The sequence below is a fragment of the Vibrio tasmaniensis genome (genome assembly GCF_024347635.1).
GTDB lineage: Bacteria > Pseudomonadota > Gammaproteobacteria > Enterobacterales > Vibrionaceae > Vibrio > Vibrio tasmaniensis.
The window spans coordinates 126,583-146,583 of the sequence record NZ_AP025511.1 but is presented as its reverse complement, the minus strand read 5'-3'; the positions used below and the strand labels follow the sequence as shown (position 1 = coordinate 146,583).

The 20,001-nt window shown below is 44.6% G+C and carries 13 protein-coding genes; 5 read left to right on the top strand and 8 right to left on the bottom strand.

The genetic code is table 11. The annotated features are described in order from the left end of the window. Nucleotides 1–18: 18 nt before the first annotated feature. The 3 genes from fruA to fruB are packed head-to-tail and all read right to left on the bottom strand — an operon-like array spanning nt 19 to nt 3,915. Nucleotides 19–1,779: a PTS fructose transporter subunit IIBC gene (gene fruA, locus OCV44_RS15080; RefSeq protein WP_139684175.1), complete on the bottom strand. Its 1,761-nt coding sequence runs from the start codon at nt 1,777–1,779 to the stop codon at nt 19–21. A 15-nt stretch (nt 1,780–1,794) separates the two neighbouring features. Continuing rightward, a complete protein-coding gene (pfkB, locus tag OCV44_RS15075; protein ID WP_139684176.1) occupies nt 1,795–2,772 on the bottom strand; it encodes a 1-phosphofructokinase in 978 nt (325 codons plus the stop codon). A 9-nt stretch (nt 2,773–2,781) separates the two neighbouring features. After that, nucleotides 2,782–3,915 carry a fused PTS fructose transporter subunit IIA/HPr protein gene (fruB, locus tag OCV44_RS15070; RefSeq protein WP_139684177.1) on the bottom strand — a complete coding sequence of 378 codons (1,134 nt, stop codon included), beginning with the start codon at nt 3,913–3,915 and terminating at the stop codon, nt 2,782–2,784. 395 nt (nt 3,916–4,310) lie between these two features. Between fruB and cra the strand changes: the two genes are divergently transcribed. Further along, nucleotides 4,311–5,315 (top strand): catabolite repressor/activator, encoded by a 1,005-nt coding sequence (gene cra / locus OCV44_RS15065; protein ID WP_041473135.1) that lies wholly within the window; start codon nt 4,311–4,313, stop codon nt 5,313–5,315. Between the two features lie 88 nt (nt 5,316–5,403). On the opposite strand, the gene OCV44_RS15060 is transcribed toward cra, so the two are convergent. The 4 genes from OCV44_RS15060 to nirB form a co-directional block, all read right to left on the bottom strand. Continuing rightward, nucleotides 5,404–7,194, bottom strand: coding sequence for a bifunctional protein-serine/threonine kinase/phosphatase (locus OCV44_RS15060; RefSeq protein ID WP_139684178.1), 1,791 nt, complete (start codon nt 7,192–7,194; stop codon nt 5,404–5,406). A 167-nt stretch (nt 7,195–7,361) separates the two neighbouring features. Then, nucleotides 7,362–8,831: a NarK family nitrate/nitrite MFS transporter gene (locus tag OCV44_RS15055; RefSeq protein ID WP_139684179.1), complete on the bottom strand. Its 1,470-nt coding sequence runs from the start codon at nt 8,829–8,831 to the stop codon at nt 7,362–7,364. A 142-nt stretch (nt 8,832–8,973) separates the two neighbouring features. Further along, the gene (gene nirD, locus OCV44_RS15050; RefSeq protein WP_017111877.1) at nt 8,974–9,318 is read right to left on the bottom strand and encodes a nitrite reductase small subunit NirD; all 345 of its coding nucleotides are present in this window, start codon (nt 9,316–9,318) and stop codon (nt 8,974–8,976) included. Between the two features lie 146 nt (nt 9,319–9,464). Further along, complete coding sequence (gene nirB / locus OCV44_RS15045; RefSeq protein ID WP_139684180.1) at nt 9,465–12,047, bottom strand: nitrite reductase large subunit NirB; 2,583 nt, start codon at nt 12,045–12,047, stop codon at nt 9,465–9,467. Nucleotides 12,048–12,519: 472 nt separating this feature from the next. On the opposite strand from nirB, the gene OCV44_RS15040 reads away from it, so the two are divergent. The 4 genes from OCV44_RS15040 to OCV44_RS15025 all read left to right on the top strand — a co-directional run bounded on the left by OCV44_RS15040 (nt 12,520) and on the right by OCV44_RS15025 (nt 18,103). Beyond that, complete coding sequence (locus OCV44_RS15040) at nt 12,520–15,141, top strand: molybdopterin oxidoreductase family protein (RefSeq protein WP_139684181.1); 2,622 nt, start codon at nt 12,520–12,522, stop codon at nt 15,139–15,141. A gap of 429 nt (nt 15,142–15,570) precedes the next feature. After that, nucleotides 15,571–16,224 (top strand): hypothetical protein, encoded by a 654-nt coding sequence (locus OCV44_RS15035; RefSeq protein WP_139684182.1) that lies wholly within the window; start codon nt 15,571–15,573, stop codon nt 16,222–16,224. 476 nt (nt 16,225–16,700) lie between these two features. Continuing rightward, nucleotides 16,701–17,078 (top strand): hypothetical protein, encoded by a 378-nt coding sequence (locus OCV44_RS15030; RefSeq protein WP_139684183.1) that lies wholly within the window; start codon nt 16,701–16,703, stop codon nt 17,076–17,078. A gap of 149 nt (nt 17,079–17,227) precedes the next feature. After that, on the top strand, nt 17,228–18,103 hold the full coding sequence (locus OCV44_RS15025) for a prohibitin family protein (RefSeq protein ID WP_049779392.1): 876 nt from the start codon (nt 17,228–17,230) through the stop codon (nt 18,101–18,103). 70 nt (nt 18,104–18,173) lie between these two features. Here the strand turns inward: OCV44_RS15025 and OCV44_RS15020 are convergent, their stop codons facing one another. Next, nucleotides 18,174–19,751: an EAL domain-containing protein gene (locus OCV44_RS15020; RefSeq protein ID WP_139684303.1), complete on the bottom strand. Its 1,578-nt coding sequence runs from the start codon at nt 19,749–19,751 to the stop codon at nt 18,174–18,176. Between the last annotated feature and the right edge of the window lie 250 nt (nt 19,752–20,001).

Sequence of the window (20,001 nt, the reverse complement as noted above, 5' to 3'; positions counted from 1 at the left end):
TTAAACAGAGTAGGGGGATTAAGCTTCTGCAGTCACTTTAGAATCGCTCATCTTTTTAAGAGCTGCGTAACCAAAACCTGTTACCGCTGTACCTGCTGCAATCGCCACTAGGTACATAAGAACTGGAGAGATAGCACCGGGAATTAGCAGTACGAACAAGCCGCCGTGTGGAGCCATTAGTTGTGCACCAAACATCATTGATAGAGCGCCCGTTAGTGCGCCACCTGCCATACATGCAGGGATAACACGCATTGGGTCTTTCGCTGCGAATGGGATTGCACCTTCAGAGATGAAACATAGTCCAAGAACGAATGATGCTTTACCTGCTTCGCGCTCGCCTGCTTCAAACTTGTCTTTCACTAGGAAAGTTGCAAGGCCCATACCTAGAGCCGGAACCATACCTGCTGCCATGATTGCTGCCATTGGTGCGTAAGTTTGTGAAGCCAATAGACCAACACCGAACGTGTAAGCCGCTTTGTTTACTGGACCACCAAGGTCGAAACACATCATTGCGCCTAGAATCACACCCAGAAGAATCGCATTAGACGTTCCCATGTTGTTTAGGAAGTCTGTCATTGCGCTCATCACGCCTGAAACTGGACCACCAACGATGTAAATCATGACCAAACCAGTGAACAAACTCGCGATAAACGGAATGATCAGAATCGGTTTGAGGGCTTCCATGGATTGTGGAAGTTGAACCTTGTCGGCAATGAATTTTGCTGCGTAACCCGCAATGAAACCCGCTGCGATACCACCTAGGAAACCTGCACCTGTTGAGCTAGCCAACATACCGCCAATTAGACCTGGAGCCAGACCCGGACGGTCAGCAATAGAGAATGCAATGAAACCAGCAAGAACAGGAATCATCAGTGCGAATGCAGAACCACCACCGATAGTCATCAATGCTGCTGCTAATGTGCCTTCTTCTTTAAACGCTTCGATACCGAATACGAAAGACAGTGCGATGATCAAACCACCGGCAACAACCACTGGAAGCATGTGAGATACACCTGTCATTAGGTGCTTGTACACACCTTTCTTCTCATCAGCAGGCGCTGAATTAGAAGACGCTGTGTGCTGGTATGGCTTAGCTTCAACGAATGCTTTTTCCATCTCTTGCTTTGTTTTCTTCAAAGCAGGACCTGTTGTCGTTTTGTATAGCGCTTTGCCGTTAAAACGATCAAGAGGAACGTCGATGTCGGCAGCGATGATAACAAGATCAGCGTCTGCGATTTCTTGGTCTGTCAGTTGGTTTTTCGCACCTACAGAGCCGCGAGTTTCCACTTTGATTTGGTGACCTAGGCGTTTGCCTTCTGCTTCCAGCGCTTCAGCAGCCATAAAGGTGTGTGCAACACCAGTCGGGCAAGCCGTAATCGCTACGATCTTTTTGCTGCCTGTACTTGCTGTTGTAGAAGAGTTTGCTGAAGTACCAGTAACTTCCACTGTAGTCTCAACTTGAGAAGCGTCTAATACCGTTGCTTGGGCTACCGCTTTCTCTAGAAATGCTTTTGCATCGGCTGTGCATTCAGAGATAGCTGCTTGGTACACTTTTTTGCCAACAAAGCGCGCTTTATCAACGTTTGTGTTGGCAGCAATAACAACAACGTCGCTGCTGTCGATGGTGTCTTGTGATACTGGAGAGTTAGGTAATACGCTAGATTGACATTCAATAGCGGCGTTCCAACCCAGTGTTTTTGAAGCTTGCTCTAACAAGCCTGCTGCGATGATGCTGTTTGCTACGCCACTTGGGCAAGCTGTGATGATGGTAATATTCATAATAATCCCTTTGTCCTATTTACTTGTGTCTAACTGACTAGTTGGAGCACTAAGCGCCTGTAATTGGATATTTTGTCGTACTGAATCCAGCTCTTGTTGGCTGGTTACACCCACGCCTACCTGTGAAACTGCTAGAGCAGATAGGGCGGTTGCGAATTGAATAAGTTCTGGTTTTGGCATCTGTTGCATGTGACCCCAACATAGGCCAGCAACTAAGGTGTCACCTGCACCTACCGTGCTTACTACTTGCATGCGCGGTGGTTGAGCGTGTAACCACTCACCTTGGTTAAGCCACATCACACCTTCAGCACCAAGTGACACAACGATGTTATCGATGCCTTTTTCGCTTAGGGCTTGGCCTGCGTGTTGGCATTGGTCGCGTGTAGTTAGTTCGGCGTTGAATAACTGAGATAGCTCTTCATCGTTTGGCTTGATCAGCCATGGTTGTGCATCGAGTCCCGCTTTAAGTGCATCACGGCTGCTGTCGAATAACACTTTCTTGCCCATATCGTGAAGTTTCTGAATCCACGATGCGCATAACATAGGTGAAACGCCTTGAGGTAAGCTGCCAGCCATCACGAAATATTCGTGATCTTCAGCTAACCCGAATAGAGTGCGCTCAAACTGTTCGATGGCAATCGGTGTTACCGCTACTCCAGGGAAGTTGATATCGCTAACTTGACCATTTTCTTCAACTAACTTCACGTTGATGCGAGTTGCGCCGTCGACACGAATAAAGCGGTCAGTTGCGCCCATCTGTTCGAACAGTTGGCAGAACGGCTCTTCGTTATTGCGACCAAGGAAACCTGTTACGGTGACTTTAGCGCCAAGTTCTGAAAGTACTTTTGCTACGTTTACGCCTTTACCCGCCGCATGCAGTGAGCTTTTGTTCACCAAGCTGACCGAACCTACGTTTAGAACATCGATGCTACCTGTCAGATCCAGAGCAGGATTTAGCGTTACGGTAACGGCTTTGATTTGTTTATCAGACATATCGATTCCTTAACCTTCGCCAAGGCCAGAAGCGATAGCTTTGCCAATCGACTCAAGTGCTTGAGCTGCGTCTTCACCTTCAGCAACAAACTGAAGCTGATGACCGTGTTTAACGCCAAGCGCGATGACTTTCATCAAGCTCTTCGCGTTCACTTCTTTTCCATCGCCATCTAGGTTTGATACGCGGATAGTTGATTCAAACTTCTTCGCTTCAGCGACTAGCATTGCGCCCGGACGAGCGTGTAGGCCGTGTGCATTTTTGATTTTGAATACCGCGCAGTTGTCATCGTCTTGAGAAGTTGTAGAAACCGCTTCACCTTTTAGAAGGCCAATCACTTGTGCTGCGTCAGCGGTTAACAGTTGTTGCTGTTTACCTTCGAAAACTATCTTGCTTAGGTTTGCCAGAATAGATTGGTGAGCGCTGTTACAAGCAGCAAATGCCACCAATGCTTTAACGGGTGTGCCTTCGTATTCGCAATCGTTCGCTGTTGAAACGAAAGATACGCCAGTGCGAGTTACGCCTTTGTCACTGCCCAACAACCACAAACCTTGGCCTAGGTGAGTCGGTGTTTTTGTTACTAAGTCAGCAACGAATGCATTGTCTGTGCAACCTGTATTCTTAAGTAGGCCGCCCGCCACTGCAGACATTTGAATCATGTCGCTTGCAGGGAACAGCAGCTGAACTAAAGAAGCGTCTAGGTCGGCTTCTAGCTGAACTTCGCCATTAAGTAGGGCGATGATTTCGTCTTCTGACTTCGCTTGCTTTAATTTCTGTTCAACACCGTCTGCCGCTAGCACTTTGGTCAGTTGCTTAAGAATGCCTAAGTGCTCGTCAGATTTAGCTGCAATACCAATCGCAACGTAAACACGGTTGCCGTCTGCCCAATCAATACCCTCAGGGAAGTGGTGTACCGCAACGCCTGTCTCTTTCACTAGGTCACGAGTGTCAGTCGTTCCATGAGGAATCGCGATACCGTTGCCAAGGAACGTAGAGTTCTGGTTTTCACGGTTTAGCATTCCTTCAACGTAGCCAGAGTCAACTAAGCCTTTGGCTGTTAGGTCGCCAGCAATATTTTGGATTGCTTGGAACTTATCATTGGCCGTTTGGCCTAGAGTGATGTCAGATTTTGATAATTTAAGCATGGTGCCTCTTTAGCGTATCGCTTGAGAATTTGTGTATCGCTACGATTCAGTCTAGAGCAAGATTTATGGAGCGAAACTCTTTGCTTTGCTCTTTGTTTTACTTTGGCTGAATCGGTTCAGCATTCAGTGTAAAAAAATTCAGCAAAGCCAATCCTGTTAACCAAAACGGTTTTGCTGCGTGTCGTTAATTTGTTTCGTTTACGATTTGTAAACAACCAAAAGCTTATTGACGACAAATGACGCTCAATTCATTCAAAAGGATGATTGAAGTCACTTTTCAGATTTTGCTGAATCCTTTCAGCTTTTATACTGAATCGATTCAGCATATAATTCAACTAATCCAGGGATCAGATCATTCGTTATATGATCCTACGCACAAAATACAGGTCACTCATATGACACTTGATGAAATCGCTAAATTGGCTGGAGTATCGAAAACCACAGCCAGTTATGTCATCAACGGCAAGGCGCAGAAATACAGAATCAGTGAAAAGACTCAACAGAAAGTCATGGCGGTTGTAGAAGAATATAATTACCGTCCAGACCACGCCGCTTCGTCGTTGCGCGCTGGTAATAGCCGTTCATTTGGTTTGATTATTCCGGATCTGGAAAACAGCAGTTACGCGCGTTTGGCAAAATTGATAGAGCAGAATTCACGCAAAGTGGGCTACCAGATATTGATTGGTTGTTCTGATGATGATGCTGAAACCGAACGAAAAGTGGCTGAAGCTTTGGTAAGTCGTCGTATTGATGCCTTGCTGGTTGCGAGCTCAATGCCAGACGCCAACGAGTTCTACTTAAAGTTGCAAAACTCAGGAACGCCTGTGATCGCAATTGACCGTCCGTTAGATGATGAGCACTTTGCTTGCGTACTCAGTGAAGATTTCGAAGCCGCATTTGAACTGACGCATTCGATTCTCGATGACAATATTCATAGTGTTGGTTTGATAGGCGCACTTCCTGATCTAAATATCTCACGCGAACGTCACCTAGGTTTTGAAGCGGCGAATAAAGCACATACTCAACAAACAGGGCTCGCAGAAAACAAGCCGATGGTTGTGGGTTATGGTGAGCACTTTGATAGGGAATCTGGGCGAGAGGTTTTTGAGGGTTGGATTGCAAAAGGCACGGTTCCTGATGCGATTGTGACTATGTCTTACACCTTGTTAGAGGGTGTGTTGGATGTAATGGTTGAAAAACCAGAGCTGATTAATCAAGTAAAGCTGGCAACCTTTGGTGATAACCGACTGCTCGACTTCTTGCCTTTTAAAGTCCATTCACTGCCGCAGCAGTTTGAAGTAATTGCCGACAGCGCTTTTGCTTTGGCGTTAAATGCATCGGCCAAGCGTTACCAAGCTGGCATTGAACTCGTGCCAAGAAGCTTAGTGAAACGAGGCTAATTCCAGTTAGTTACACAAGCTAAGTTAGCTTGAACACTTAGCTCGAACTTGGAATTAACTCGAACTTACAATTAACTCTAACTTGTAATCAGCTTGAACTAAGCAATAAGCCCAACTCTACAATGGCAACAATGCCGAGCAACAAAGCCAACACCTTCCAAAACTGGATTGGGTGTCGGTTTATCAAAGGTTGCTTGGCTTTGCTTTTCACCAAGCTTTGGTTTGGCGTGTAAAGGTCTGTCACAAAATCCCCCAACACTTGATGACGCTCGCCTGGCGATTCCGAGCAGGCTTTTTGTAACACCAAATCCACCCAGCTTGGTAAGTCAGCTCGTTTCTGAGTGATGGGTTGGTATTCCCATTGATGGTGGCGAGATTGCTTAAGCGATTGTGCGGTCATTTCAGAGTAGGGCAATGTACTGGTTAGCATCTCATAGCCGATCACAGCGATAGAGAACAAATCTGAGCTGGTGGTCGCGGTATTGTGCTTGATGGTCTCTGGTGCAATGTAATTGACCGCACCTAATGGAGTGTCGTCTTTGTCTGCGAGCTCTCCCTCTTCAAGGCCTCTCACTAATACAGCGCCGAGGTCGATGATTTTTATCTCACCATCACGTTGAAGCATGATGTTCTCGGGCTTTAAATCTCGGTGCACCATGTCGGCTCGTTGTAATACTCGAATGCCTTGCGTGATCTTTTCTAATATTTCGCGCACTTCATTGAGTGACGGTTTTGGATTGTCGTACATCCATTGTCTTAGCGTGATGCCTTCTACCCATTCGCAGATTTGATATAAAAATTGCGAGTTCTCTGGTGTCGGGTAGACCTTCATTACTTTCTTATTGTTTAGCAAGATCCCCGCCCATTGTTCATTAAAGAAAGCTCGGAGTTGCGACGGGCTATCGTGATATTGAACGGAAGGGACTTTTAGCACGAACTCGGTTTGTGTCTTTTTTTGCATCACACGATACACGTGGCTTCTAGAGCCTGCATACAACACCTCAAGTACCATAAAGTTATCGATACTTTGCCCGAGCTTTAAGGCGGGTGGAATGGCTCGTTTAGCCAGTTTTTCATGGAACTCAATGAGCGAAGGTTTAGGTAGATGGCTGACTTGCACAATCAAGCAGCTTACGTTGTCTGAGCTATTGTGGCTTAATGCGGTGTTACAGATGGTTTGAGCAGCGTATTCAAAATCAGACCCAGGCTTATCGATGTGTTCTTTGAAAGTATTGGGATCAACAAATTCATGCACGCCGTCAGAGGTCAGGATAAAGCAGTCGTCTTTCTTGATAGGCAGGGTTTGATAGTCAACGTTGAGTTGGTTATCCATGCCTAAGGCGCGTGTTAGGTAATGCTTCTGCCCCATGGTTTTACGTGTATGGTCACGGGTCAGTTGGCGTAATTCTCCATCTCTTAATAAGTAAACTCGACTGTCACCGACATGGAATATATGCGCGGTGTTCGATTTCAATATCACACTGCTGAATGTAGAAACTAGGGCGTTGTGGTTAACTTGTTGTGCGGGATGAATATTAGAAACAGATGTGTTGAAGAGCCAAGAGTTGAGCGAGGTTAGGACTTTCTGTGCTGAACGCTGAATGCTCCAGCTTTGGGGAGTCGCGTAGTAGTCGTCGATAAACTGCATCACGCTGGTGTGACTGGCTTTCTGGCCGTGTTCACTGCAACTGGCGCCGTCTGCTATACAAGCAACACTGCCTTTTAGCTCTTGCTCAGCACGAGTTTTAGGGTGTTTTACAATGATGGCGTCTTGGTTTTCATCACGAACGCCTTTATTCGAATAACCACCAAACTTAAGCGTAAGCTGGTTGTTGGATTCAGGCGTGATGACTTGCCCTTGGCTGAATGAAATCGTCATAACTGGTCTGCTTCTTAACTGTCTTCTTCTAACTTCCTTGAGAGAACATCCTAGGAAGAACAAAAGCTCTAGTGAACATAGAGCCTCTGAACGAAGCACCTAGCGTTGATGTATCTGCTAAGGTGCTTCTCCCGATTCAATGATATCAATGCTTCATCGTGCTGAGACTAGTTTGAAACATTAATCAGCGTGACACTGCCATCGTCATTCACTTCAGCAATTTGGCCGTTAGGCTCTTCCATGAACATCAGAGTAACGAAGCCTAGTACCGCTGTTCCTGCAATCACTAAGAAGAAGGTTTGGTAGCTTACGAATGAAAGCACAGTTAGGTAAACCACCGCACCCACGTTACCGTAAGCACCAGTCATACCGGCAATTTGACCTGTCATGCGACGTTTAATCAGAGGTACGGTTGCAAACACCGCACCTTCACCTGCTTGCACGAAGAAAGAGCATGCCATCGCAGCCACAACCGCTAGCCATACTGGCCATGTGCTGTCGACTTGACCCATTGCAAAGTAACCCACAGCAAGACCAATCGTCAGAATAAGCAGTGTTGGTTTACGACCGAACTTATCTGAAATCCAACCGCCACCAGGACGAGACATCAGGTTCATAAAGGCATAAGCCGATGCAACCATACCTGCCAGAACCGGCGTTAATTCAAAGGTTTCAGAGAAGAACAACGGCAGCATTGAAACAACAGCCAATTCAGAACCAAATGTCGCGAAGTACAATACGTTAAGTACCGCAACTTGCTTGAATTTGTACTGGTGAATCTCTGGTACTTCTTCTTTGAATACGTTCTTATTTACTTTCCAAACTTGCGACACTTCATACACGTAAAGTGCGGCTAAACCTGCGTAAACCGAGTTAACCGCCATGTCAGACAACATGTTGATGTTGTTTGGTGATAGCTTCCAAGTCAGTAGCGCTAAAGCGGCATACATCGGGATCTTCATAATGAGTAGGAAGAAAAAGTCACCCTTTGATGTCACTTCCATTGCCGTTACTTGAGCAGGCTTGAAGTAAGTCGAACCTTTTGGTGTATCCGTTACATTTTTGTAGAAGATAAACGAGAACGCTAAGCTCATAAGGCCAGTAATACCGACCGCATAACGCCAGCCGTCTTCGCCACCAAATGCTAGAGCGAGAGTTGGAAGCGTGAATGCTGCCGCTGCTGAACCGAAGTTACCCCAGCCGCCGTAAATACCTTCAGCCGTACCCAATTCATTGTGTGGGAACCATTCAGACACTAGACGAATACCGACAACGAAGCCTGCACCGATAAAGCCTAATAGGAAACGAGCAATTGCCGCTTGAATGAAAGAGTCTGCCATAGCAAACATAAAACAAGGGATTGAGCAGATCGCGAGTAGCGAAGAGTAGACCAACCTTGGGCCGTATCGGTCGGTTAACATACCAATTGCGACACGTGCAGGAATGGTCAATGCAACGTTGAGAATAAGGAGTGTTTTGATTTCCTCAGTTGAAAGGCCAAGCGAGGTTTTCACCATTTGCAGTAGTGGGGCAAAGTTGAACCACACGACAAAGGTGATAAAAAAGGCCATCCAACTTAGGTGTAAGGTTTTCATCTTACCCGTAAATGAAAGCAGCGAAAATTTTGTGTTATCCATGGTTTAAATCCTTTAAATCTGGAAGATTACCCGGCTTTAGCTTGTGCGTTACTTCCGAAATTCGAACGCATTCATGTGGCTAAACCCTGTGCCGAAATTGCTCACGCTGATAAAGCGTTTAAATGATGATGTCGGCGTTTAGTTAACTGGCGATAGCAAGCGGTGCGAGAACCTGAACCTGTTCTCCTTGCTTGCGAACTTCAAATTTCACGAGCTTGAGTTCAGGTTGTTCAAGGCACGCGCCAGTTTCTAAGTGGTAATGCTGCTTGTATAAGGGTGAGGCGACGTAAGGCTCACCGCTTAATGAACCAATGATACCACGTGACATCACATTCGCCTTGCCAACAGGATCGTAATTAGAGAGTCCATAAAGCGTGTCACTGCGCTTACAGTAAAAAATAGCCACTTGGTTATCGTCTACTTTGGCGCAAATACCACCGTTTGGGGTTAGGTCGCGGGTGCTGCATACGGTTGTCCAATTTTCCATGACTTTCTCCTAGTCAAAACATAAAACTAATAATCAATTCAATTAGGGTGATAGCCGACAGCAGTTTTCTTGGGCTGCGCCACTGTCCACTGTCGACTATCGATATTGGGTTTAGTTGTTACTGATTCACTCACCATCAATTCGGCTTACGAAACTTCTGTGACTTCGATTTGGTCAGCATTGGTGAGCATTTCATCTCGTTGTGAATCTGAAGAAGAGCTCAAGCTCGGCTTAGGAAAACGCTGCTCTCGTTCTTTAATGAATGACAGGCTAGTGTCCATTTCTTCGCTGTTAATGTAGTGCTGGAAGCGTTTCATCTTTTCAGGGTTTTCGATGGTGGTTTTCCATTCACATTGGTATTTTTCGATGTTGAGAGCGATGTCAGCTTCAAGTTCTTCAGCAACATTGAGCTTGTCTTCAATCACGACTTGCTTGAGGTATTCGATGCCACCTTCAAGGTTTTCCATCCATACCGATGTACGCTGTAGACGATCCGCGGTTCGTGTGTAGAACATCAGAATGCGGTCGATGTATTGCAGAAGAGTGGTTTCATCAAGGTCGGTAGCAAAAAGGTCACCGTGGCGAGGGCGCATACCGCCGTTACCACAGATATAGAGGTTCCAACCTTTGTCGGTGGCGATAATGCCAAAGTCTTTTGATTGGGCTTCTGCACATTCACGAGTACAGCCAGAAACCGCAAACTTGATCTTGTGGGGTGAACGCAAACCTTTGTAGCGGTTCTCTAGTCGAATCGCTAAGCCAACACTGTCGTCGACGCCGTATCGACACCAAGTGCTACCCACACACGATTTCACGGTACGTACCGATTTACCGTAAGCGTGGCCAGTTTCAAAACCAGCATCGATTAGCTTTTTCCAGATGATTGGCAGTTCGTTAAGTTGCGCGCCAAACAAGTCGACACGTTGACCACCAGTGATCTTGGTGTATAGGTCGAACTCTTTTGCGACTTCGCCTAAAACGATCAACTTGTCGGGTGTGATTTCTCCGCCAGCAATACGCGGAACCACAGAGTAGGTGCCGTCTTTTTGCATGTTACCGAGGTAGATGTCGTTGGTGTCTTGCAGTTCGATGTGTTGATCTTCGAGGATGTAATCGTTCCAGTAAGAAGCCAAAATTGAACCCACTGCTGGCTTACACACGGTACAGCCCAACCCGTTTCCGTGAGAATCCAGCAACTCATCGAAGGTCTTAATCTTGTTGACTCGAATGATGTCAGTTAGCTCTTGGCGAGAATAGGCAAAGTGCTCACAGATATCGTTAGAAACCTCGACACCCAAGTTACTCAGTTCGCTATCGAGAACCTGTTTAGCAAGGGCAGAACAACCACCACAACCTGTCGAAGCATTAGTGGTTTCTTGCAATGCAGCCATCGTGGTGCAGCCGGCAGAAACCGCGTCTTTAATGTCACCTTTGGTCACATCAAAACACGAACAAATCACAGCGCTATCAGGCAGAGCTTCAACACCCATTGCAGAGCCTGAATCATCGGCCACGTTAGGTAAAATCAGCACTGATGGGTTTTCAGGAAGAGGCATGTCATTTTGCTTTATTTGCAGCAGCGAACCGTAAGCTTCGGCGTCACCCACCAATACCGCACCGACAATTTTCTTGCCATCAGCCGATATGATTAGGCGTTTGTAAACTTGTTCAATTTCATCGTTATAGGTATACGATTGAGCGCCTTCTGTTTGGCCGTGTACTTCGCCAATACTAGCCACATCAACGCCCAACAATTTGAGTTTGGTGCTCATGTCGGCACCGGTAAATGAAGCGTCGCTTGTTCCGTCCGATAAGATATGCGTAGCCGCGACTTTCGCCATCGAATAACCGGGTGCCACTAAGCCGAAGATCTTGTTGTCCCAAAGGGCACATTCACCAATTGCATACACATTGTCGATGTTGGTTTGGCAGTGATCGTTAATCACGATGCCGCCACGTTCACCAATAGCGATATCAGAGCTGCGAGCTAGAGCATCTTGAGGGCGAATACCCGCAGAGAATACGATCATATCAGTTTCAAGGTGTGTGCCGTCTGCGAAGTTCATTCTGTAGCGAGCATTCTCTCCCGCGACTATTTCTGAGGTTGCCTTATCAGTGTGAACTTGCACACCGAGGTCTTCAATTTTTCTGCGTAAAAGCGCACCACCACCGTCATCTAATTGTACGGCCATCAAGCGAGGTGCGAACTCCACCACATGGGTTTCCAAGCCAAGGTTTTTGACTGCGTTTGCGGCTTCTAAGCCAAGCAGACCACCACCAATCACCACGCCCGATTTGCTGCCTTTACTTGAGAGCTCAATGGCGTCTAAATCTTCGATGGTGCGATAAACGTGGCAGTGTTCTTGGTCGTTGCCGGGAATAGGGGGAACAAAAGGGAATGAACCGGTCGCCAGAATCAATGTGTCATAACTCTCGGTATGTCCCGATTCAGTCACAACGCACTTATTTTCAGTATCGAGTTGAGCGACTCTCGCGTTGAGAAGGTAATTGACGCCATTGCTTTGGTAATATTCTTCGCTGGTTAATGCCAAATCATCAGCATTTCCGCGCTTGAAGTAAGCAGTCAGCTGAACTCTGTCGTAGGCTAACCTTGGCTCTTCACTAAAAGTAATCACATCAAACTCATCACTGTCTGATTGCAGGATGTTGTCGATAAATTTGTGTCCAACCATGCCGTTACCAACAACGACGATTTTCTTCTTGCTCATAATCCATTCCTTATTCTCGGCGTCATCATCACTAGCATCTAATTTCTAGTCGTTAGTAGATGAATACCGGGTTGAGATTCCACTCAATTCATAATCATCAAGAAAAACAAAAATGTTTTTTCTAAGTCTTGATTTCTAGTAGAGCAAGGAGGGTGCCAGATTGCAGGTTGGTCATTTAAATAAAATTTAATTTATATTTTTCAGTGGCTTAAAATTTGGTGGTGGCACGCAATTACCCCTAAAGTGGTATGTAAATTTTTTGTTAGATTTACATAAATGAGCATTTGTGGTGCAACTTTCTGCAAGATGGTGCAAAAATTAAGTTTCTATCTTGGTTAAGTTCTATTTTGTTCAGTGTTGATATTCTGAATTTAATTAAGTTGTTGTTTTTAATGTTAAATATTTCAAATTTTCCGGCTGGTATTAAATGGCGTGTTATTTGCTTGGTTTGAGTTATTACAATTATGGATAATTGAGTGAGAAACGGATGACCGATTCAAACAGTGGTTGGATAAAATCAACCTGTGCTTATTGTGGTGTAGGGTGTGGAATAGAAGCGAGACCGACATCGTTAGGAAAACTAGAAGTTCGTGGTGATAAAGATCATCCATCAAACTATGGAAAGCTATGTACTAAAGGGATCGCGCTTGGCGACACCGTCACGCCTTTAGGGCGTCTAACACAGCCTGCTCATATTCAGAATGAGCAAAAACAAGAGCTGGATTGGAACAGTGCTACTCAGCTGGTCGCAGAAAAATTCAATCAAACCATCGAAGAATTTGGGGCCGATTCGGTTGCGTTCTATGTGTCTGGTCAGCTGCTTACCGAAGACTATTATGTTGCCAATAAACTGATGAAAGGCTTCATCGGCAGTGGCAACATCGACAGTAATTCTAGGCTGTGTATGGCTTCAACCGTAGTCGGGCATAAGCGCGCATTTGGTGCAGACACAGTTCCTGTCTGTTATGAAGATCTCGAGCAAGCCGATCTAGTCGTGATTACAGGCTCAAACCTAGCATGGTGTCATCCGGTACTTTTCCAAAGGTTAAGAGCTGCCAAACAAGCCAACCCTGCATTAAAAGTGATCGTCATTGACCCTCGTTATACCGACACCTGTGAAATTGCCGACATGCACTTGGCGTTGGAATCCGGCTCAGACGTGGCGTTGTTCAACGGTTTATTGGGTTACCTCGACGATAACGACAAGCTAGATTCCAACTACATAGAAAACCACACCCAAGGCTTTACTGAAGCGATTCGTTCTGCAAGTCATTATCGTTATACCGAATCAAGTAAGGGAGACAAAAGCGTTCCTGAGCTAACAGGGCTTACTGAGCAGCAACTCGAACAGTTCTACAAGCTGTTTGCTTCTAATGAGAAAGTGCTGACCATCTATTCTCAAGGCGTAAACCAATCCACACAAGGGTGCGACAAGGTAAACGCCATAATTAACTGCCATTTAGCCACTGGAAAAATTGGCAAACCGGGCATGGGGCCTTTCTCAGTAACAGGCCAGCCAAACGCAATGGGCGGGCGAGAAGTGGGTGGCTTAGCCAATACCTTAGCGGCGCACTTTGAATTTGGTGACTCGCAGTCACACCAAACTGTCAGCGAGTTTTGGGAAACTGACAGCTTAGCTACTCACGCAGGCTTAAAAGCCATTGACCTATTTGATTCGATGAATGATGGCAAGATAAAAGCTGTGTGGATAATGGCAACTAACCCAGTCGTGAGCCTGCCTGATAGTGAAAAAATCAAAGCCGCACTAGAGAAGTGCCCGTTTGTAGTAGTGTCGGATTGCATTGCCGATACTGAAACCACTCGCTTGGCCGATGTGGTGTTGCCCGCGCAAGGGTGGAGCGAGAAGTCGGGCACCGTGACTAATTCTGAGCGTCGAATCTCACGCCAACGCCGTATATTACCAAGCCCAGGGGAAGCCAAACCCGATTGGTGGATATTAAAAGAAGTGGCACAGAAAATGGGATTCAAAGAGCAGTTTGATTACCGTCACGAAGGTGAGATCTTTAAAGAATATTGTGAGATGACAGCGCTCGGCAATGAAACAGGCAAAGCGCGTGACTTATGCTTAATCGGTCTGACTCAGTTAGATGAGAAAGGCTATGGCGAACTCACTCCACAGCAATGGCCAGTGCTAAAATATCAACCAGAGATCATTGAGCAGCGTATGTTCACCACTGGCGAGTTCTTTACCGAATCTGGTAAAGCGCAGTTTATTGCAGTTGAGCACGACAAACCGATTGCCGACACCAGCCTTGAATTCCCGCTTATCATGAACACAGGTCGAATCCGAGATCAATGGCACACCATGAGCCGCACAGGCTTGGCCGCAGGCTTAGGTGAACACACCCCAGAACCCTTTGCAGCAATGCACCCAGATACGGTTGCAGAGCTTGGTTTAGAAGAGTTCGGTTTAGATGAATTTGGGCTAGATGCTTTCAACCACACCACTATAAACCTTGTTAAGCAAACGACTTCTAACCCGGTGGTGAAAGTGCGCAGCGCACAAGGGGAGTGCCAAGCCCGCTTAGTAGTGACCAAAGAGATGCGCCGAGAGCAAGTCTTCATGCCGATTCATTGGAACGCACCGACTGCCAAAGACAGTAAACCATGCGACCTGATCTTGCCTCACACTGATGCTGCATCTGGTCAGCCAGAGTTTAAACACACCCCAGTGGTGGTTGAACCCTGTGGTTATCGGAGTGAAGCTGCGCTGGTCAGCGATAAAGTGATGGATTGCAGCGGCTTTGATTACTGGGTACGCCAAAGAGTGGAGGGCGGTTTTCTGTATCGAATTTCATCGTCGAAGAACCCAATGGAGTTGGTGATTCAGCTTGCCAACACACTCGATGCTTTACCAGAACCGAATGCAGAGGCGATTAAGTCACTTCATTATCACGGCAACAAATCATTCAAGAACTACGGCTCTGCCAAGCTAGATCAATTTGGTGTAAAGCAAGCCTTTGTGGTGAACAGTAAGCTCGATCATCAAAGCATCGACTGGCTAGTGGAATGCCTAACCCGAGAAGCCGATCAAGAGTTCGAAGCCGAGTTTTTGAGTACGTTGGCGAGGTAGTCATTACCTTTTCAAGGTTGAGTTAGAAATAGCTTAACTTTGTGTCATTGGAATCGTTTTTCCAATTTTTCGATATGGAATAACGAATTTGGACGCCATGATTTTCTGGTTATGCCGAGCTTCAATTGCTCTCTCACCCAGTGGCGTGCGCTAGGCACGAGAGCAATCCTCAATTCTGATAAGGTACAGCGGTAAATTGGCTATGTGCCCAAAAATCTATTTCTTTTGATTGTTTTTCGTAGGACAAACTTGCCATATTCATCAACGCCTTTAATACTAAATGAATTTTTGGTGTGGTAAACGCCAGCTATCGGAGTGATTGACATAATAACTTCCAGTTATTCGGCGTGTTCTGACTCAGTGTGACACGTAGACTGTAAGGTTGAGAAAGTCAAAATCATTTGTTAGATTTCATTCAAAGGATTGTTCATGAATAAGTTATATGGGCTTGTTGCTCTACTTTCGGTTGTTTTATTCTTTTTTATCGTAAGTGTTGCTGGAGAAAATAGTAGGGTTGATTCGGTCGTTGATGAACTAATCATTAACCTTAACAGTGAAGAGTTCTCTAGCCAATGCATTAAGGTAATAGTGATTAACAATTTGGACTCTAATTCAAACTGCGATCAAGATATGTTCATTTTCACACTGAGCTTACTTAAGCGATTTGAACTCCTTGGTACTAAGAACTATTACATTAATATAAAAAGAAAAAATTACTGGTTTCCATTTATCCTTAACCAAGGAATTATAATCAGTTTAAACTTATCAAAATCTGAACATAGCAGCTTTAACAAGTGGTCAAATAACATCGATTACGTAGAAGATTTATTTACGATAAAACGAACTGGTTTTAGATGGAATTTTGATGCAATTACTATCCATGAGCCGAAACTTGTCAAAATTTTCAATGACACTAAAGAGCAAGTTGATTTTCATAAGTTTGTTGTCCAGTCTGGTTCTAGTTCTCATTTGAAAGAAGTTGTAATTCACGATAGAGAATTTACGGAAATAGACAGGTTGCTTCTCAAATTCAGTGTGGAACAGATTCTCAGACGTGTAGAGTCCCCCAAAGACGGAAAATAAGGATTAAGGTGTTGCTCAGCCAACACTAAATCCCGAGGCTTGAACAATCCTAGCACCTCTTTATTAAGTAAATTGTACGATTGCATTTGAAGGACAAATCGCTTTGAGGTTTTTCTCAAGGCGATCATCGCTAAATAAAGTAGCAATAACAATCTTATCAATCCGTTAGCCATTTATTCCTTTTTCATCACGCCTTCTCTGATTTTCCTAATACCATTATTCTTATTTTCAATGCCTTTCGGCTCGGTGGGTCGGATTAATCCAACGCATCTTTTCATGCTGACAGCAAAGCCCGTGTTTCATCGCTTTGGTCTTTATTTACTAGGTTAAAGTCACCATCAATTATCAATCGGCACTTCGTGCGATAATGAGAATCAATAGCGTTAATCATTTACCTTGCAAGTTTTGACTGGTAAGGTGTTGTTAAAGATAGGTTTATCGTATTTTAAGTTGGTTGGCTTTATGGAGGAGGAACAATGGGAAGCGGCAAAAAGAATATTTGGCTTGAGTCGGACTCGATTGTAACAAGGAAGAGCCCAAAGCCTCTTAGGCTTAATACGTTAGAAAATATCTACGTTAAAGAGCATGACATTAAAAGTAAAATCACAAGGTCGTTCTTTATTGCGGTTGTGTTTAGTTTACCTATTTTCCTTTTTCGTCCACTTGCTGGTATTGGTGTGTTTTCCATAATTGGCATCGTTGGATACCTTTTAACCAAAAAGTATGAGTTACGTGTCGGTGTTTTCAATAACGATGACGTTGGTGTTGTAGAGTCTGGGTTATATTCGTCAAATGAACGCGAGGAACTCGATGGAATAGTAAGACTCGTGATGGAATATAAAGCAGACAAGTAATAATAAATAAGGATTAATATGATGCGTTACGCTCGGCGGTTGCGGTAAGAGTACCGTGTACTTGGTTAGTTCTGTGGGGCTCACCTTCTTACGGGCGTTAGGATTGATATTAATTATTGACACATATAATAAGTTGGTTGGTCAAAAACATGAAACAAGCTGTAGAAATGAAGAAATTTAACTTACCTATTAAAAAGCTAGGTGCCGGAATTACCGTTGCTTTTGTTCTCTTTAGTTCAGTTTATACTGTTAATGAGGGGCACATTGGTATTGTTAAGCGCTTTAGTGAAGCTAAAACACAGGTAAGCCCAGGCTTACACTTCAAAGTCCCGTTTATCGACAGCGTTGAAGAGATTGAAGTTCGGACACGCAAGAATGAAGAGAAAATGGCCTCAAGTACAAAAGAGCAGATGCCAGTTACTGTCGTCGTATCCGTTAACTGGACGGTAGATAAATCTGCAGCGTTAGATCTTTTTAGACAGTATGGTGGTCTTCCGCAATTTGAAGCTCGTATTCTTGACCCTAGATTTAGGTCGGCAACTAAGGATGTTATTCCTAAGTATGATGCAGAGCAGTTAATTCAAGATAGAGCGAGTGCTATTCAGGCGATTGAATCCAATTTAATTGAAGAAATGGCCGCGTTTCCAGTAAGCGTAGATAATATACAGATTGAAAATATAGCCCTACCAAAAAAATACCTTACCTCAATCGAAACGAAGCAGACTGAGAAAAACTTAGCCGCTGCCGAGAAACATAAACTGGCTAGGCAAAACTTGGAAGCTCAAAGAGCCGTAAATACGGCAAAAGCCGAGGCTGATGGTATTGAGCTTATCGCTATAGCTGAAGCGAAGGCGATTAAATTAAAAGGTTTTGCTGAAGCAGAAGCGATTAATGCAAAGGCCAAAGCTCTTGGGGATAACCCGTTAATTATTAAACTGACCGAAGCTCAAAACTGGGACGGAAAGCTGCCAGCAACAATGTTGGGTGGTGAAAATATGCCTATTTTAGACATGAGAGCTAAGTAGGATTAAGGAAACTAAAAGTTGTTCCCAACACAGACTTCATGTCGGTGTTGGGTTTGTGCTTTATACCAATCTAAACCAAATAACACTTCAGCGTTGAGGTACATTGCTCCTCAACGTTATCTGATTCAAAACCCTGCTGTTTGATCAAGCTAATGGCGAGGCTTATTGGCATAGGTTTATAGAAGTAGAAGCCTTGGATGTAGTCGACGCCTAGTTTCGACAAGATCTTCAGTTGTGACTCGTACTCAACGCCTTCAACTATGACTTGCATGCCTAAGGTGCGTGATAGCTGAAGCATGGATTCTAATAGTGGGATACCAAAGCTGGATTCGTCGGATATGTTTTTCACGAACACGCGATCAATCTTGATAATAGTGAACGGAAATTGCCTTACAAAATCTAATCCTGCGTAGCCAGTGCCAAAGTCATCTATGGCAATTCTCACACCAAGATCAGATAGCTTTTGCAAGTTGTCCTTAATTTTGACCATATCGGCATCAGAACACTCACCATCCTCTGTCACTTCAAAAACCACCTGCTTGAGAATTTCAGGGTGTCTTTTAAAGATGCTAATCACTTTATTAGTGAAGTTACTGTTGGATACAACGTTTCGGCTGATGTTGACGCTGATGTACTTTGATGCAAACACCTCTTGATTACTTTTCAATGTCGTTAACACTTCATGCAGCACGAAATAGGTCAGCTTCTCGATCAAGCCTAAACTTTCAGCTAATGGAATGAAGATAGCAGGGGAGACGTTACCTTCAATTGGATCGTTCCATCTCAATAGTGACTCACAGCCTACGATCTTATTGGTGCTTTGGTTAACGATAGGTTGCATGTGAACATGTAGGTGTTTGTTTTTTAGTGCGCTAGACAGCGAATATTCTAAGCTACGTTGGCTCTGCTTTTTATGTTTGAAGGAAAGGCGAATAATGGTGGCAATTCCGGCCATAAGGAAACCAAACCATAAGTTATTCAGCATGAAGTTAATATAATACTGATTACCAATGTATGAGGTGACGGCGAATGGGTAGATGTCTGATTGTATCCGCACTGTCGCGTTGTATGAGCCGAGGTCGGTAGGGTGAATGTCTCTTTTGATCACTTCAACTTTAGAATTAATGCCATGGCTACTCAAATTAGCTTCTACAAGCTCAAAGATGAAGTGCGGAGGAATCATCAGGCTCACTCCTGAGCCTTCCTTAGTCGAGAATATCAGCATGATGGATTGCACCTTAGTAATCGCTGAGTTTGAATACGATAAGGTGGTTAAATTTGGGGCTTCATTGAGCCGTTGCCTGATGGTGTTGTATAAGCTAAATGAAACCTCACCATCGGTGGTTGAACAGTAAAATCGGTTCTCTTTGTTGAACACCGCGGCTTCTTTCACCCAATCGGCTTCAAAAACGTTTTGTCGAAGTTGTCTAACAATCGCGTCGCAAGGCTGATCTGGGGTGATTTCAGATAAAAAATGGTCGAACCTTGATTGGATTCCTTCTAACCTCGTCTCTACTAACCTCGATGTGTCTTCGGTTAAGGTTTGGTAATGAGATGGCGTCAAAGGTATGAGCAATGCCATGGAAAAAAAGAAAGAAATGGCAAAGAAGAATGAAGTTTTGGCAAAATGCTGGTACTTGATATCCATATTAAGAGAAGCGTGACCGATTGGTGTGTGCATGCAACTTAATTTATAAATTTAACGGTAATAACGCAAGCTTATGCATAAATAGTGTGAACAAAAGTCTGAGTTATTGATATAAATAGCGTAACGCATGGTCGCACTATAGAAATCATGATGTTAGATATGCTTCCAAGGTTAAGAGTGTCGTTTTTTTGTTCAGTACTTTTGCGTTTTTTGATGAAGCGGATTGTTACCGGTTTTTATCATCAAATTG